This window comes from Ramlibacter sp. AN1015, assembly GCF_037726105.1.
GTDB lineage: Bacteria > Pseudomonadota > Gammaproteobacteria > Burkholderiales > Burkholderiaceae_C > Ramlibacter.
The window spans coordinates 91,641-106,788 of the sequence record NZ_JBBJUM010000009.1 but is presented as its reverse complement, the minus strand read 5'-3'; the positions used below and the strand labels follow the sequence as shown (position 1 = coordinate 106,788).

General features: G+C 68.2%; 13 protein-coding genes and 1 pseudogene. 4 read left to right on the top strand and 10 right to left on the bottom strand.

Going from position 1 to position 15,148, the window contains the following annotated elements:
* Positions 1–36 precede the first annotated feature (36 nt).
* Positions 37–1,833 carry an ABC transporter transmembrane domain-containing protein gene (locus WG922_RS15295; RefSeq protein WP_340283596.1) on the top strand — a complete coding sequence of 599 codons (1,797 nt, stop codon included), beginning with the start codon at positions 37–39 and terminating at the stop codon, positions 1,831–1,833.
* Between the two features lie 72 nt (positions 1,834–1,905).
* Here the strand turns inward: WG922_RS15295 and WG922_RS15290 are convergent, their stop codons facing one another.
* From WG922_RS15290 to WG922_RS15245, 10 genes and pseudogenes are all read right to left on the bottom strand, one after another.
* Positions 1,906–3,207, bottom strand: coding sequence for a TRAP transporter large permease (locus WG922_RS15290; RefSeq protein ID WP_340283595.1), 1,302 nt, complete (start codon positions 3,205–3,207; stop codon positions 1,906–1,908).
* Complete coding sequence (locus WG922_RS15285) at positions 3,207–3,734, bottom strand: TRAP transporter small permease (protein ID WP_340283594.1); 528 nt, start codon at positions 3,732–3,734, stop codon at positions 3,207–3,209. Before WG922_RS15285 ends, WG922_RS15290 begins: the two co-directional genes overlap by 1 nt.
* 1 nt (position 3,735) lies before the next feature.
* A complete protein-coding gene (locus WG922_RS15280; protein WP_340283593.1) occupies positions 3,736–4,773 on the bottom strand; it encodes a TRAP transporter substrate-binding protein in 1,038 nt (345 codons plus the stop codon).
* A gap of 183 nt (positions 4,774–4,956) precedes the next feature.
* Positions 4,957–5,436, bottom strand: coding sequence for a molybdopterin synthase catalytic subunit MoaE (gene moaE, locus WG922_RS15275; RefSeq protein WP_340283592.1), 480 nt, complete (start codon positions 5,434–5,436; stop codon positions 4,957–4,959).
* Positions 5,437–5,440: 4 nt separating this feature from the next.
* Positions 5,441–5,722: a MoaD/ThiS family protein gene (locus WG922_RS15270; RefSeq protein WP_340283702.1), complete on the bottom strand. Its 282-nt coding sequence runs from the start codon at positions 5,720–5,722 to the stop codon at positions 5,441–5,443.
* Positions 5,723–5,987: 265 nt separating this feature from the next.
* Positions 5,988–7,241, bottom strand: coding sequence for a molybdopterin molybdotransferase MoeA (locus WG922_RS15265; protein WP_340283591.1), 1,254 nt, complete (start codon positions 7,239–7,241; stop codon positions 5,988–5,990).
* A gap of 61 nt (positions 7,242–7,302) precedes the next feature.
* A pseudogene (gene mobB / locus WG922_RS15260) lies at positions 7,303–7,842 on the bottom strand (molybdopterin-guanine dinucleotide biosynthesis protein B); the annotation flags it as partial.
* Between the two features lie 45 nt (positions 7,843–7,887).
* Entirely contained in the window at positions 7,888–9,300 is a 1,413-nt protein-coding gene (gene thrC, locus WG922_RS15255; RefSeq protein WP_340283590.1) for a threonine synthase, read from the bottom strand.
* Between the two features lie 23 nt (positions 9,301–9,323).
* A complete protein-coding gene (locus tag WG922_RS15250) occupies positions 9,324–10,634 on the bottom strand; it encodes a homoserine dehydrogenase (RefSeq protein ID WP_340283589.1) in 1,311 nt (436 codons plus the stop codon).
* Positions 10,631–11,857 (bottom strand): pyridoxal phosphate-dependent aminotransferase, encoded by a 1,227-nt coding sequence (locus WG922_RS15245; protein ID WP_340283588.1) that lies wholly within the window; start codon positions 11,855–11,857, stop codon positions 10,631–10,633. The genes WG922_RS15250 and WG922_RS15245 overlap by 4 nt, the downstream gene beginning before the upstream one ends.
* A gap of 60 nt (positions 11,858–11,917) precedes the next feature.
* Here WG922_RS15245 and WG922_RS15240 point away from each other — a divergent pair, with 60 nt between their 5' ends.
* The 3 genes from WG922_RS15240 (at position 11,918) to WG922_RS15230 (ending at position 14,945) form a co-directional block, all read left to right on the top strand.
* Positions 11,918–12,295: an Mth938-like domain-containing protein gene (locus WG922_RS15240; RefSeq protein ID WP_340283587.1), complete on the top strand. Its 378-nt coding sequence runs from the start codon at positions 11,918–11,920 to the stop codon at positions 12,293–12,295.
* A gap of 265 nt (positions 12,296–12,560) precedes the next feature.
* Entirely contained in the window at positions 12,561–13,037 is a 477-nt protein-coding gene (locus WG922_RS15235; RefSeq protein WP_340283586.1) for a peroxiredoxin, read from the top strand.
* A 198-nt stretch (positions 13,038–13,235) separates the two neighbouring features.
* On the top strand, positions 13,236–14,945 hold the full coding sequence (locus tag WG922_RS15230) for a PhoH family protein (RefSeq protein ID WP_340283585.1): 1,710 nt from the start codon (positions 13,236–13,238) through the stop codon (positions 14,943–14,945).
* Positions 14,946–15,148 lie beyond the last annotated feature (203 nt).

Below are 15,148 nucleotides of genomic sequence, written 5' to 3'. Positions count from 1 at the left end.
TATAGACCCGGAGGGCGGCTGGCTACACTGCCCGCCATGTCACCGCCCGCGGCCCCGAACGCCCGCTCGCCCGCACCACGTGCCGCCCCTCGTTCGCTGTCGGGCCTGCTGCCCTTTCTGCGGCCGTACCGGGGACGCATCGCGCTGGCGGCTTTTTTCCTGGTGATGGCGGCGGCGGCCACGCTGGTGTTCCCGCTCGCGCTGCGCAGCCTCATCGACGCGGGCATGGCCGCCAGCGACCGCGGCGAGCGCCTGCTGGCACTGCGCGAACACTTCCTCTCCCTGTTCGGCGTGGCCGTGGCGCTGGGGCTGTTCTCGGCGGCGCGCTTCTACATGGTGAGCTGGCTGGGCGAGCGCGTCACGGCCGACCTGCGCAGCGCGGTGTATGCCCACGTGGTGCGCCAGAGCCCCGAGTTCTTCGAGACCACGCAGACCGGCGAAGTCCTCTCGCGCCTGACCACCGACACCACGCTGGTGCAGACGGTGGTGGGTTCGTCGCTGTCGCTGGGGCTGCGCAATGCAGTGATGGGCGTGGGCGCCCTGCTGATGCTGGTGTGGACCAACCCCTGGGTCATGGGGCAGGTGCTGCTGGTGCTGCTGCTGGTGGTGCTTCCGGCGATGCTGTTCGGGCGGCGGGTGCGCCGGCTGTCGCGGGCCAGCCAGGACCGCGTCGCCGACTCCAGCGCCATCGCGGCCGAGGTGCTGAACGCCGTGCCGGTGGTGCAGAGCTACACCGCCGAGGACCGCGAGGCCCGCCGCTTCCAGGCCGCCACGGAGCACGCGTTCGCCACCGGTGTACGGCGCAACCGAGCCCGCGCGCTCCTGGTGGCCTTCGTCATCATCGGGACGGCCGCGCTGCTGCTGTGGGCGCTCTACCAGGGCACGCAGGCGGTGGTGGCCGGCCGCATCAGCGCCGGGCATCTCGGGCAGACGGTGGTCTATGCAGTCATCCTCGCCGGGGCCGTGGCGGTGCTGGGCGAGGTTTACGGCGAGTTGCTGCGCGCCGCCGGCGCGACCGAGCGCCTGATGGAGCTGCTGCAGGCGCGCTCGCCCATCGCGTCACCGCACCGCCCTGCCCCGCTGCCCGCCGCCGGCGGAGCCAGCGCGCTGCGTATCGAGCGCCTGCGTTTTTCCTATCCGTCGCGGCCGCAGCCTGCGGCCCTGGACGGCATTGACCTGGACATCCGGCCCGGAGAGACGGTGGCCCTGGTGGGCCCGAGCGGCGCGGGAAAGACCACGGTATTCCAGCTGCTGCTGCGCTTCTACGATCCGCAGCAGGGCCGCATCCTGCTGGACGGCGTGCCGATCCGCGACATGGCGCTGCACGCGCTGCGCGAGCGCATCGGCATCGTGCCGCAGGAGCCGCTGATCTTCTCGGCCAGTGCGATGGAAAACATCCGCTACGGGCGTCCGGCGGCCAGCGACGAGGAGGTGTTCGCCGCGGCGCGCGCGGCCTTCGCGCACGAGTTCATCGAGGCGCTGCCGGGCGGCTGGAATGCCTTCCTGGGCGAGCGTGGCGTGCGCCTGTCGGGCGGGCAGCGCCAGCGCCTGGCCATCGCCCGGGCCATGCTCAAGAACGCGCCGCTGCTGCTGCTGGACGAAGCCACCAGCGCGCTGGACGCCGAGAGCGAACGCATGGTGCAGGCGGCGCTCGAGTCGGCGATGCGGGGCCGCACCACGCTCGTGATCGCCCACCGCCTCGCCACCGTGCAGCGCGCCGACCGCATCGTGGTGCTGGACCACGGCCGTGTCGTGGAGCAAGGCACGCACGCCACACTGGTGCGCGCTGGCGGCACCTACGCCGGACTGGCCGCGCTGCAGTTCATGGCCTGAGAGGCCGGCCTCTGCCCGCACCGCGCTGACCGCCCGGCGCGCGCGGCGCCTCACGCATGGCGGGCGCCGGCGCTAATCGAGCAGTCCCGGCAACCAGAGCGACAAGGCCGGGAATGCGCACACGATCACCAGGCGCACCACGTCGGCGGCCAGGAAGGGGAAGGTGCCGCGGTAGATGCCGCCCAGGGTGATGTCGCGCGCTATCGAGTTGATGACGAAGACGTTGATGCCGATGGGCGGGCAGATCATGCCGAAGGTGACGGCCATCACGATGATCACGCCGAACCAGATCGGATCGAAGCCGAGCTGCATCATGGCGGGGAACACGATCGGCACGGTCAGCAGGATCATGGCGAGCTCGTCCATGATGGCGCCGAGGATGAAGTAGCCCACCACGATCAGCGCAAGCACGCCGTACGGTCCGATCGGCAGGTTCACCAGGAAATCCACCGACTTCTGCGTGAACTGGGTGATGGTGAGGAAGTAGCCGAACAGGAACGCGCCCACCACGATGATCATGATGGCCGAGGACACCCGCAGCGTGTCGATCATGGCGGCCTTGATCTCCCGCAGGCCGAGACGGCGACGCAGCACGCCGATCAGCAGCGTGCCGGTGGCGCCGACCCCCGCGCCCTCGGAAACGGTGAACAGGCCGCCGTAGATGCCCCCCAGCACGAACAGGAACAGCAGCACCACGGCCCAGAGGTTGCGCAGCGACGAGAAGCGCTCGCCCCAGGTGTGCGATTCGCCGCGCGGCAGCAGGTCGGGCCGCATGCGGCTGATGACCTGCACCACGGCGAAGTAGAAGGCGATCGCCATCAGCCCGGGAATCACGCCCGCCGCGAACAGCTTCTTGATGTCGGTCTCGGTCATGATCCCGTAGAGCACGAAGATCACCGAGGGCGGAATCATGATGCCCAGCGTGCCGCCGGCGGCCACCAGCCCCGCCGCGAGCCCCGAGTGGTAGCCGGCGCGGCGCATCTCGGGCAGGGCCACCTGCGCCATGGTCGCGGCCGTTGCCACCGACGATCCGTTGATCGCTGCGAAGCCGCCGCATGCGGCCACGGAGGCCATGGCCAGACCGCCACGCAAATGGCCCAGCCAGGCGCGGCCGGCGGAGAACAGCTCGCCGCTCATGCCCCCGCGCGACGCGAAGGCGCCCATGAGGATGAACATGGGAATGACGGTGAGGTTGTAGTCCGTCAGTACCGACAGCGGCACGTTGGCCAGCAGGTTCATGCCCGGCCCCCAGCTGGTCAGCGTGGCGAAGCCGCAGACACCGGCGATGCCCATGGCGATGCCGATGGGCACGCGCACGGCCATCAGGGCGAACATGCCCACAAAGCCCAGCAGGGCTACGAGATCACGGTCCATCAGGGGCTTGCGCTTGGTTGGTTGTCGGAGTGCTCGACCACGCCTTCGATGCGGTGGGGCACGAGCCGCTCGATCCGGCCGGTGGCGAGAAAGAAGATGCGCACGGCCGCCAGCAGGGCCGCCAGCACGGCGCCCACGGCGGCGACGCCGTAGAACCAGACCAGCGGCAGGCGCAGGTCCATGGTGCCCTGGGTGCCGGTGCTGCCGACCTTCACCCAGACCATCCACGCCATCGGCGCGAGAAATGCCAGGACCACGGTGGTGGCCAGCAGGTCGATCGCGCGTCGGCCGCGGGCACCCAGGTGCTCCCAGAGCAGATCGACGCAGATGTGGCTGCCGTAGTAGGTCGTCAGCGCCACCCCCCAGAACAGCGCGATGCCCTGCAGCATGCGCGCGCCGTCGAACCAGTCGGGAATCTGGACGCTGAAGACATCACGCAGCAGGACGTTGCCTGCAGTGAGCAGTGCGATGGCGAGCAGGAAAAAGGCGGCCACGATTTCCGTGGCCGCCAGGATGCGGTTGATCAACTCAGTTGGCCTTGCGTGCGTCGATTTCCTTGCGCAGCTCGTCGAGCGCCTGCTTGCCGCTCACGCCGGCCTTGTCGACGTTCTGCGTCCACTGCACGTACAGCGGCTCGGCGGCCTTGCGCCACTGGTCCATCTGGGCCGGCGTGAGCTTCACGATGGTGTGGCCGGGCGCCTTCTCCAGCTTGCCCTGGCCCGCGTCCTCGAGGTCGCCCCAGCCCGCGCCGACCTTGGCGGCCCATTCGTTGTTGCAGTGGTCGTCGATGACCTTCTTCTGCGATGCGCTGAGCTTGTCGTACCAGTTCTTGTTCATGGCCCAGACGAAGTTCGAGGCGTACAGGCGCATGTCGGTGTGGTACTTCACGGCCTTGTCGATGCCGAAGCTGACCACCGATTCCCAGGGGAAGGACAGCGCATCGGCGACGCCCTTTTCCAGCGCATCGCGCGCCTCGGGTGCCGAGACCTGCACGTTGGTGCCGCCCAGCAGCGACACGAAGGCGGCGTTGGTGGCGTTGGACGAGCGGATCTTCATGCCCTTGATCTGGGCAGGTTCGGTGATGGGCTTCTTGGCGTGGATGGTGCCGATGTGCAGGTGCGCCAGGCAGACCTTCACGTCCTTCATTTCGGTGGGTGCGTACTTGCGGTACCAGGCGTCGAGCGCGGCGGAGGCCGGGCCGGGCTTGCTGACCAGGAAGGGAAGCTCGCCCGCGGCGATGACGGGGAAACGACCGGCCTGGTAGCCGGGGTTGACGAAGGTCATGTCGGCGATGCCGTCGCGTGCCATGTCGTAGTGGTCGGCGGCCTTGCCCAGCTGCTGCGCCGGGAAGATGCTCACCTTGATGGTGCCCTTGGAAGCGGCCTCGACCGACTTGGACCAGGGCTCGAAGCCGGTCTTGAACAACGCGTGGTTCGGCGGCACCCAATGCGCCAGCTTCAGCTCCACCGGCTTGTCCTGCGCCTGGGCGCCGAATGCCAGCAGGCCCGCGGCCGCGAGGGCCGCCACCGGGCGCAGCGCGCGAGACGAGGTCGATGCGAGTTTCACGGGTTCTCCTTGGTTATGAGTCAGAACGATTCGGGGCGTATGGTGCCGTGGGAAACGCGCGCCTGGGCTCGGTGTTTTCCCGCTGACGGATGCGCGGTCTGCGCGCGTGCGCCGGGTGCCCGTGGTGCACCGGTCCGCTGCGTGGGCGTGCAGGGCCGGAGAGCTTGCCGGGGCGCCGGCGCGTCAGACGTTGCCGCGGGCCGCGATGCCCCAGCGCGCAAGGGCGGCGTCGTCGCTCACGCGCGCGTCCACCCAGCGCTCGCCTTCGGGCGTGCGCTCCTTCTTCCAGAACGGCGCCTGTGTCTTCAGGTAGTCCATGAGGAACTCGCAGGCCTGGAAACTCTGGCCGCGGTGCGCCGAGGTGACGGCCACCAGCACGATCTGGTCCTGCAGCCGCAGGGGGCCGATGCGGTGGATCACGCGCACGGCCCGGATGTCGAATCGCCGCATGGCCTGATCGACCATGGCCTCGATCGCCTTCTCGGTCATGCCCGGATAGTGCTCCAGCTCCATTGCCGAAACGCTGCTGCCGTCGTTGCGATCGCGCACGGTTCCGACAAAGGCGCACACGGCCCCGACACCGCCGTCGCCCGCGCGGAGTGCGGCGAGCTCGGCCGACACGTCGAAGTCATCGGGCTGGACGGTCACGCGTGCGGCAGCCATCGCTTCAGCCCCCGGTGACGGGTGGAAAGAAGGCGACTTCGGCGCCTTGACGCAGCGGCGTCGCTTCGTCGGCCATCACCTGGTCGAGCGCCATGCGCAGGGCCCGGCCACGCGCCAGTGCATGCGCGTACGGCTCGCCCCGGGCGATCAGCTCCTCGCGCAGCGCGCCCAGCGTGCCCGCGGCGGTCTCCAGCGATTCGCCGGAACGGCCCACGTCCTCGCGGATCGAGGCGAAGTAGCGCACCGCGAGCGTGACGCGAGCCCCGCCCGTGGCTTCGGGGGTCATGCGGGCGGCGTCCGTGCTTTCGGGCTTCATGCGGGTGTCTCCTGTGCGAGGGGCTTGATGGGGGCGGCTCCAGCGCTTGCGCGATGGCTGCGAGCGGCTCCTGCGGGCTCGCGCAGCATGCGCACGTGACTCTGCGACTTCGGGCATTCGAGCTTCATGCGAACGCCGGGTGTGCTGCGCTCCCCGTGCGAGCGCCTCCTGGGCCATGGCGCGCAGGCGAGCGGCTGCTTGCAGGCTCGACGTGCACATTGCGTCATCTTGCGCCTCACGCCAGCAACTCCGCGAACGAGAGAAACGGCACCAGCTGCCCCCGCTGGATCGTCTGCCCCGCCGGCACATCGACCAGGCCATCGGCCCACACTGCCGAGGTGAGTACGCCGGAGCTCTGGTTGGGAAACAGCGCGAGTCCGCCCTCGCCGTCGCGGCGCACCCGCAGGAATTCGCGCCGGCGGTCGGGACGCGGCCAGTCGAAATGCGCCGGCAGCATCGTGCGCGCGGGTTCCCCGCGAGCGCCTTGCAGGGCGAGCAGGACAGGCCGCACCAGCAGCACGAAGGTGACGAAGCTCGACACCGGGTTGCCGGGCAGGCCGATGACATGGCAACGCGCTGGCGCCGAGCCGATCGACCCATAGGCGAAGGGTTTGCCGGGCTTCATGGCGATCTGCCACAGCGCGATGGAGCCGAGCTGCTGAACGGCGGGCCGCAGGTGGTCCTCTTCCCCGACCGACACGCCGCCGCTGGTGAGGATCAGGTCGTGCCCGTCGGCTGCGGACCGCAGCGCCTCCACCGTCGCGTCGCGCCGGTCCGGCACGATCCCGAAGTCGGTCACGGTGCAGCCCAGGCGCAGCAGCAGCGCGCGCAGGAAGAACCGGTTGGAGTTGTAGATCGCCCCGGGCGGCATGGCCGACGGCGGAACGGCCCCAGGCATTACGAGCTCGTCACCCGTGGAGAACAGCGCGACGCGGGGGCGGCGCGCCACCTCGAGCCTGTCCATTCCGATGCTGGCTGCCAGGCCAAGCGCAGCGGGGCCCAGGCGCTCGCCGGCGTGCAGCACGGTGGCGCCGCGGCGCACGTCTTCGCCGCTGCGCCGGATCCACTGGCCGGCGGCCGGTGTACGGCGAAACCGCACCTGCTGCTCGCCCGAGGTCTCGGTGTCTTCCTGCATCACGATGGCGTCGGCGCCCTCGGGCACCGGTGCGCCGGTGAAGATGCGCGCCACGGTGCCTGGCGCGAGCGGCAGGGCTGCGGTGCCGGCCGGAATGCGCTGGCTCACCGGCAGCGCCCTGCCCTCGGCCGCCGCCTGCCCGACCTCGGCACTGCGGACCGCATAGCCGTCCATCGAGCTGTTGTCGTGTGCGGGCACCTGCAGCTCGGAGCGCAGGTCCTGCGCGAGCACCCGGCCGTCGGCCTCGAAGGTCGCGACGGACTCGAACTCGCCCAGCGCGCGGGCGTGGCCCAGGAGCTCAGCCAGCGCTTCATCGAGGGGCCGCAGAGGCGGCCGGGCGGCTGCTGAATTCACTGGCTTGCCTCCGACACGCGCACTGCGTCGCCAGGCGCCTGGGGAGCGGCCCGGCGGCGGCTCATAGATACATCTCCGGGTCGTAGTCGAAGCGCGTCCCGTTATCGACCAGCCACTGCGCGAGCGCGTCCGGGGCGTTGATGTCGAGCACCGGCCGCAGCGTCGGCTCGGGCATGCGGGTGGCGTCGTCGGTGGCGATGGCGACGATGAAGTCGTCGTCCATGTAGCGCGCGGGCTGGCCCGCATCGGGGCGCCAGACCTCCACCTTGAGCAGGTTGCTGTCCTTGAACCCCTCGACCAGCACCCAATCGACGCCCTCGTACAGCTCGGCGATCAGCTGGTGCACCGACAGGCGCGCCTCGCGTTCGAACTCCCGGATCAGGGCGAGGCGGCGGTTGGATGCGACCACCACCTCGAAGGCGCCGGCCTCGCGGTGGCGCCAGGTGTCCTTGCCGGGGTGGTCGATGTCGAAGCGATGGTGCGCATGCTTGACCACCGAAACCCGAAGCCCGCGCAGCTTGAGCGCGGGGATCAGGCGCTCGACCAGCGTCGTCTTGCCGGAGCCGGAATACCCGGCGAAACCCACCACTTTCATGTGTCCTGCCTGCCTGTTGTGTCGCCGCCGACGCCGCCATTGTGCGCGGCTTCAGCCGCAGTGCGCCGCGATGTAGTCCTTGACCTTGCCGGCTTCGGCCGGCAGCACCGTCACCCGCTTGGGCAGGAGCTCGATGCCGGCGAACTTCGGCGGCCGCTCCGGTTCGCGACCGAGTGCCTCGACGATGGTTGCCGCGAACTTGATGGGCAAGGCCGTCTCCAGCACGATCATGGGAACGCCCGGCTGCAGCTGCTCGCGCGCGACCTTCAGGCCGTCCGCGGTGTGGGTATCGACCATGCGGCGGTGCGCGTCCCAGGTGGCGCGGATGGTGGCCAGGCGGTCGGCGTGGGTGCTGCGTCCGCTCGCGAAGCCGAACTCCTCGCGGGCGCGGCGCATCAGCGCCTCGTCGAGCGCGAACCGGCCTTCGGTGACCAGTGCATCGCCGAACAGCGCGCGAACGCGCGCAGCGTCCCTATCGACCAGATCGAACACGAAGCGCTCGAAGTTGCTCGCCTTGGAGATGTCCATCGACGGGCTGGAGGTCTCGAAGGTGTCGGCGCTGCCGCGCACGCGGTAGACGCCCGTGCGGAAGAACTCGTCGAGCACGTCGTTCTCGTTGGTGGCCGCCACCAGCCGATCGATCGGCAAGCCCATCATGCGGGCCACGTGACCGGCGCAGATGTTGCCGAAATTGCCCGAAGGAACGGTGAAGCTCACGCGCTCGTCGTTGTGGCGGGTGGCCTGGAAGTAGCCCGCGAAGTAGTACACCACCTGGGCGACGAGCCGCGCCCAGTTGATCGAGTTGACGGTGCCGATGCGCCAGCGGCGCTTGAATTCGAGGTCGTTCGAGACGGCCTTGACGATGTCCTGGCAGTCGTCGAACACGCCCTCGATGGCGAGGTTGTGAATGTTCTCGTCCTGCAGGCTGAACATCTGCGCCTGCTGGAACGGGCTCATGCGGCCATGCGGAGAGGTCATGAAGACGCGCACGCCCTTCTTGCCGCGCATCGCGTGCTCGGCGGCGCTGCCGGTGTCGCCCGAAGTCGCCCCCAGGATGTTGAGCTCTTCGCCGCGCCGCTCCAGCTCGTACTCGAACAGCTGGCCCAGCAGCTGCATGGCCATGTCCTTGAACGCCAGGGTGGGGCCATTGGACAAGGCTTGCAGGTACAGGCCCGGCTCGAGCGCCTTGAGCGGCACGATCTCAGGCGTGCCGAACACGGCCTCGGTGTACGTGCGGGCACACAGCGCGCGCAGGTCCTCGGCCGGGATGTCGTCGATGTAGAGGGCGAGGATCTCGTACGCCAGATCGTGGTAGGCCAGGCCGCGCCAGCGCGCGAGCGTGGCCGCGTCGATGCGCGGATAGCGCTCGGGAAGATAGAGGCCGCCATCGGGCGCGAGCCCCTCCAGGAGGATCTCGCAAAAACGCTTGCGCTCGGGATGGCCGCGGGTCGAGAGGTAGTGCATCGTGCGGGTCGGTGGGTGCCCGATCAGGCGAGTTCTTCCTTGCGGATACGCGTGATCGGAGCGAGCACGGTGGGCAGGGCCTGGATGCGGGTGAGCACCTCGTCCATCGTGCCTTCGCGCACCGCATGGGTGAGGATGATCAGGTCGGTCTGCTTCTCGCCCTCGCCGGCTTCGCGCTGCAGCATGGCGTCGATGGAAATGCCGGCGCCCGCCAGCAGCCCGGTCACCTGGGCCAGCACGCCGGCCTCGTCGGCCACGCGCAGTCGCAGGTAGTAGCTGGTCACCACCTCGCTCATGGGGAGCACCGGATGGTCGCTCATGCGGTCTGGCTGGAAGGCCAGGTGCGGCACGCGGTGGGCGGCATCGGCCGTGTGCAGCCGGGTGACATCGACCAGGTCGGCGATCACGGCGCTGGCGGTGGGCTCGCTGCCCGCGCCCTTGCCGTAGTAGAGCGTGGTGCCGACGGCGTCGGCCTGCACCAGCACAGCGTTCATGGCGCCCTCGACGTTGGCGATGAGCCGGCGTGCGGGCACCAGGCTGGGGTGCACGCGCAGCTCGATGCCGCGCTCGGTGCGCTTCGTGATCCCCAGCAGCTTGATGCGGTAGCCGAGCTGCTCGGCGTAGCGGATGTCCTGGGCAGCCAGCCTGGTGATGCCCTCCACGTGTGCCCGATCGAACTGCATCGGGATGCCGAAGGCGATGGCCGACATGATGGTGGCCTTGTGCGCCGCATCGACGCCTTCGATGTCGAAGGTGGGATCGGCCTCGGCATAGCCCAGGCGCTGCGCCTCCTTCAGGGCCACGTCGAAGTCGAGGCCCTTGTCGCGCATCTCCGAGAGGATGAAGTTGGTGGTGCCGTTGATGATGCCGGCGATCCACTCGATGCGGTTGGCCGTGAGGCCTTCGCGCAGTGCCTTGATGATCGGGATGCCCCCGGCGACGGCTGCCTCGAACGCGACGATCACGCCACGCGCGTGCGCCGCCGCGAAGATCTCGGTGCCGTGCACGGCCAGCAGCGCCTTGTTGGCAGTGACCACGTGCTTGCCGGCCTCGATGGCCTCCATCACGAGCTGGCGCGCGATGCCGTATCCGCCGATCAGCTCGACCACGATGTCGATGTCGGGATTGGCGATGACCGCACGCGCATCGTTCACGACGCGCGCACGCTCCCCCACCAGGGACTGCGCCCGGGTGGTGTCCAGGTCCGCGACCATGGCGATCTCGATGCCGCGGCCGGCGCGGCGCGTGATTTCGGTCTGGTTGCGCGTGAGGACGTTGAACACGCCGCTGCCGACGGTGCCGATGCCCAGCAGGCCGACTTGGATGGGTTTCATGTGGAGTGACGCTTGCGGTAGTGGTCGAGAAAACGCGCGATGCGGCCGATGGCCTCGCGCAAATCGTCCTCGTGCGGCAGGAAGACGATGCGGAAATGGTCGGGACGCGGCCAGTTGAAGCCGGTGCCCTGCACCAGCATCACCCGGGTTTCTTCGAGCAATTCGAGGAAGAACTGGCGGTCGTCCTCGATGGGGTACACCTGAGGATCGAGCCTGGGGAACATGTACAGCGCGGCGCGGGGCTTCACGCAGGTGACGCCGGGGATGGCGGTGATCAGCTCATAGGCCAGGTCGCGCTGGCGGCGCAGACGACCGCCGGGGCCGACCAGCTCGTGGATGCTCTGGTAGCCGCCCAGCGCCGTCTGGATCGCGTACTGGCCCGGCACGTTTGCGCACAGGCGCATGTTCGTGAGCATGTTCAGGCCTTCGATGTAGTCGGCCGCCGCGCGCTTGTCGCCCGAGACCACCATCCAGCCGGCGCGATAGCCGCAGGAGCGGTAGCTCTTGGAAAGCGAGTTGAAGGTGAGCGTGAGCACGTCTTCGGACAGGCTCGCGATGGCCGTGTGGCGCGCATCGTCGTACAAGACCTTGTCGTAGACCTCGTCGGCCAGCAGCACCAGTCCGTGTTCGCGGGCGATGGCAACGATCTCGCGCAGCAGGTCGTCGGAATACAGCGCGCCCGTCGGGTTGTTGGGGTTGATGACGACAATGCCCTTGGTGCGCGGCGTGATCTTGCGGCGCAGGTCGGCAAGGTCGGGCATCCAGCCGTTGGCTTCGTCGCACAGGTAGTGCACGGGCGTGCCGCCCGAAAGGCTGGTGGCTGCGGTCCACAGCGGATAGTCGGGCGTGGGCAGCAGCAGCTCGTCGCCGTCGTCGAGCAGTGCGTTGGTGGCGGTGGCTATCAGCTCGCTCGCGCCGTTGCCGAGGTAGACATCTTCGAGGGCCACACCCCTGATTCCCTGCTGCTGGGTGTAGTGCATCACCGCCTTGCGCGCGGCGAAGATACCCTTGCTGTCCGAATAGCCCGCGGCGTTGCCGAGGTTGCGGATCATGTCCTGCTGGATCTCTTCGGGCGCATCGAAGCCGAACGGGGCGAGGTTGCCGATGTTCAGCTTGATGATCTTGTGGCCCTCTTCCTCCATGCGCCGGGCCGCGTCCATGATGGGACCACGGATGTCGTAGAGGACGTTGGCCAGCTTGGCGGATTTGTGGATGGTCTTCAAGGCCCCTCCGGCAGGTGTCTCGCGGGTGAAAACCTACAATTTGACCATAGTTGAACAGCCATGAAACTGCAGCCCGACCGCTCCTCCGCCCCCACCGTCACGGGCCATGGCCCGGGGTGGGTCGCCGTCGATGGCGAGCGCATCGACCACAGCGTGATCGTGAGCTCCGACGGGCAGCGCATCCCCTGGCCGGCTGCCGCGCACGACCAGCTCAGTGCGGCACATTTCGAGACCCTAGCGCAGCTCGACATCGAGGTCGTCGTCTTCGGCAGCGGCACGCGCATCCGCTTTCCCCGCCCCTCATGGATCGCGCCGCTCATGGCGCGCCGCATCGGCGTCGAAACGATGGACACCGCGGCGGCCTGCCGTACCTACAACATCCTCGCGCAGGAGGGCCGGCGCGTAGCCGCCGCCCTGTTGCTGGAATCGACGAGCTGACCCCGCGCACCGAGCCGGTCGCACTGCAGGTGACGCCGGTGTTCTTGCGCGCCGGCTGTGCGGCTGCGGTCCGGTGACCACGCGCCGCCGCGCGTTCCAGGAGCGATCTCCTGGCCACTCGCTCCTGCGCTTGGCCGCGCGGCTGCGCGCCCGGCTGTCCGTACAGCCAGCCCGGCGGGAAGCAATTCGGTTAAAATCGGTCGCCCTGCCGGGACGCCCGCCCCGCGCCGCCACGAGAAAACCCTGTCACACGAGATACAAATCCATGGCGATCGTTGTCAACAAACCCATCCCAGAATTTGAAGCGAACGCCACCGGCGGCATCAGGGTGTCCAACACCTCGCATCTCGGTCAGATCCTCGTTCTGTACTTCTACCCCAAGGACAATACCCCTGGCTGCACCACGGAGGCCATGCAGTTTCGCGACAAGTACAAGGAATTTGTCAAGGCCGGAGCCACGGTGTTCGGCGTCTCGCGCGACAACATGAAGTCGCACGACGACTTCAAGTCCAAGCTCGAACTGCCCTTCGAGCTGATCGCCGACACCGAAGAGAAGATGTGCCACATGTTCGGCGTTGTGAAGAACAAGATCATGTACGGCAAGAAGGTCAAGGGCATCGAGCGCAGCACTTTTCTCATCGGTGCCGATGGCATCCTCAAGCAGGAATGGCGTGGCCTCAAGGTTCCGGGCCACGTGGACGAGGTCCTCAAGGCGGTCAAGCTGCTCAAGAAGGCCGCCTGAGCACAAAGCCGGCCTGTGTTCGCCGAGCCCCGACGTTTGGCCGCAACACGCCCCGCCCAGTGTGGCAGGGCATGCATAATGGGTTCATGCTTTTGCTCCTGACGCCTCGCGTCATCCATGCAAGCTCCGCCAAAGCCGCCCGGTCCACGGGGCGGCTTTTTTGTTTTCCAGCATTCACTTTAGGGAACCCACCGCCTTATGCCGCTGCCTGTCGCCCCCACCAAGCGCGCCGCCCTGCTCCCGCCGGAAGCCTTCGAGGCAAACGCACGGCCCCCGCAGAAGCAGGCGCGAAAACCGGTGGCGCCGCCGGAGACCGGCACGCCTGAGCGGCCCCAGGCACTCGCCTTCGACACGCGCGGTGGCAGCGCGCCGGCGGCTGCGTACACGGAGTCGTTCTACGCCGAAGACGAAGAAATCGTGGTGCTCGAGCCATCCGAGAGCACGGTCGAAGCCGAGCCGGCGGCGCGGCGCCGCGCGGCGGCCGATGCGAGGGCCCGAAAGCCCAAGGCCAAGTCCACCGGACCCGCCAAGCTCTTCGTGCTGGACACCAATGTGCTCATGCACGACCCGATGTGCCTCTTCCGCTTCGAGGAGCACGACGTGTTCCTGCCGATGATCGTGCTGGAAGAGCTCGACGGGCACAAGAAGGGCACGACCGAGGTGGCGCGCAACGCTCGGCAAGCCAGCCGGTCGCTGGACGCCCTGGCGGGCGCCAAGGGCGCCGACATCGCCGCGGGCATCAAGCTCGACTCTTCGGGGCACCGCGAAGCGGGCGGCTGCCTCTTCTTCCAGACGCAGGCGCTCGAGGTATTGCAGCCGCACAACCTTCCCCAGGGCAAAGCCGACAACCAGATCCTGGGCGTGGTGCAAGCACTGCGGGACAAACACAGCCCGCGCGAGGTCGTGCTGGTGTCCAAGGACATCAACATGCGGGTCAAGGCCCGGGCGCTGGGGCTGGCTACCGAGGACTACCGCAACGACAAGACGATCGACGACCTGGAGCTCATGTATTCGGGGGCGCTCGCGCTGCCGCTGGACTTCTGGTCCAAGCACGGCAAGACCGTCGAGAGCTGGCAAAGCGGTGTGCACACCTACTACCGCATCAGCGGCCCGATCGTCCCCAGTCTGCTGATCAACCAGTTCGTCTATTTCGAAGCTCCCGGCGAGCCCAGCCTCTATGCCCGCGTGACCGAGATCCGCGGCAAGACCGCCGTGCTCAAGACCCTCAAGGACTACGGGCACCTGAAGCACTCGGTCTGGGGGGTGACCACCCGCAATCGCGAGCAGAACTTCGCCATGAACCTGCTCATGGACCCCGAGATCGATTTCGTGACGCTCACCGGCACCGCCGGCACCGGCAAGACGCTGATGGCCCTGGCATCGGGGCTGACGCAGGTGCTCGACGAGCGGCGCTACACGGAGATCATCGTCACGCGTGCCACCGTGAGCGTGGGCGAAGACATCGGCTTCCTGCCGGGCACCGAGGAAGAAAAGATGGGGCCCTGGATGGGTGCGCTCGACGACAACCTCGAAGTGCTCGCAAAGACCGAGACCAGTGCAGGCGAGTGGGGCCGCGCAGCGACGACCGAACTCATTCGCAGCCGCATCAAGGTCAAGAGCATGAACTTCATGCGCGGGCGCACGTTCCTCAACAAGTACCTCATCATCGACGAGGCCCAGAACCTCACGCCCAAGCAGATGAAGACCCTCATCACGCGCGCGGGCCCCGGCACCAAGATCATCTGCATGGGCAACCTGGCGCAGATCGACACCCCCTATCTCACGGAGGGTTCGTCCGGCCTGACCTTTGCCGTAGACAAGTTCAAGGGCTGGCCGCACGGCGGCCACATCACGCTGGCGCGCGGCGAGCGCTCGCGCCTCGCGGACTTCGCTTCGGAAGCGCTTTGAGACAGCCCGGCCGCCGTGGGGTGCGTTGATCTGCGAAAGAGACGGCGGCACTCCTGCACCGTCCCTGCTCGCGGCGCTGCCCTGCCGCTCGGAATTCTCACGTAGGTGGCCGCACTTCGGCCAGCCAGCGCCTGTCCCTTATCGTTGAAGTTCTGACAGGACATACGCTGCCCGCCAGTTCTCGTGGCCGAGCCGCTCGCACC

Excerpts from the sequence above, each read along its gene's own strand:
- WG922_RS15295 (WP_340283596.1), top strand. The coding sequence starts at position 37 with ATGTCACCGCCCGCGGCCCCGAACGCCCGCTCGCCCGCACCACGTGCC.
- WG922_RS15290 (WP_340283595.1), bottom strand. The coding sequence starts at position 3,207 with ATGGACCGTGATCTCGTAGCCCTGCTGGGCTTTGTGGGCATGTTCGCC.
- moaE (WP_340283592.1), bottom strand. The coding sequence starts at position 5,436 with ATGGCTGCCGCACGCGTGACCGTCCAGCCCGATGACTTCGACGTGTCG.
- WG922_RS15270 (WP_340283702.1), bottom strand. The coding sequence starts at position 5,722 with ATGACCCCCGAAGCCACGGGCGGGGCTCGCGTCACGCTCGCGGTGCGC.
- thrC (WP_340283590.1), bottom strand. The coding sequence starts at position 9,300 with ATGCACTACCTCTCGACCCGCGGCCATCCCGAGCGCAAGCGTTTTTGC.
- WG922_RS15250 (WP_340283589.1), bottom strand. The coding sequence starts at position 10,634 with ATGAAACCCATCCAAGTCGGCCTGCTGGGCATCGGCACCGTCGGCAGC.
- WG922_RS15240 (WP_340283587.1), top strand. The coding sequence starts at position 11,918 with ATGAAACTGCAGCCCGACCGCTCCTCCGCCCCCACCGTCACGGGCCAT.
- WG922_RS15235 (WP_340283586.1), top strand. The coding sequence starts at position 12,561 with ATGGCGATCGTTGTCAACAAACCCATCCCAGAATTTGAAGCGAACGCC.
- WG922_RS15230 (WP_340283585.1), top strand. The coding sequence starts at position 13,236 with ATGCCGCTGCCTGTCGCCCCCACCAAGCGCGCCGCCCTGCTCCCGCCG.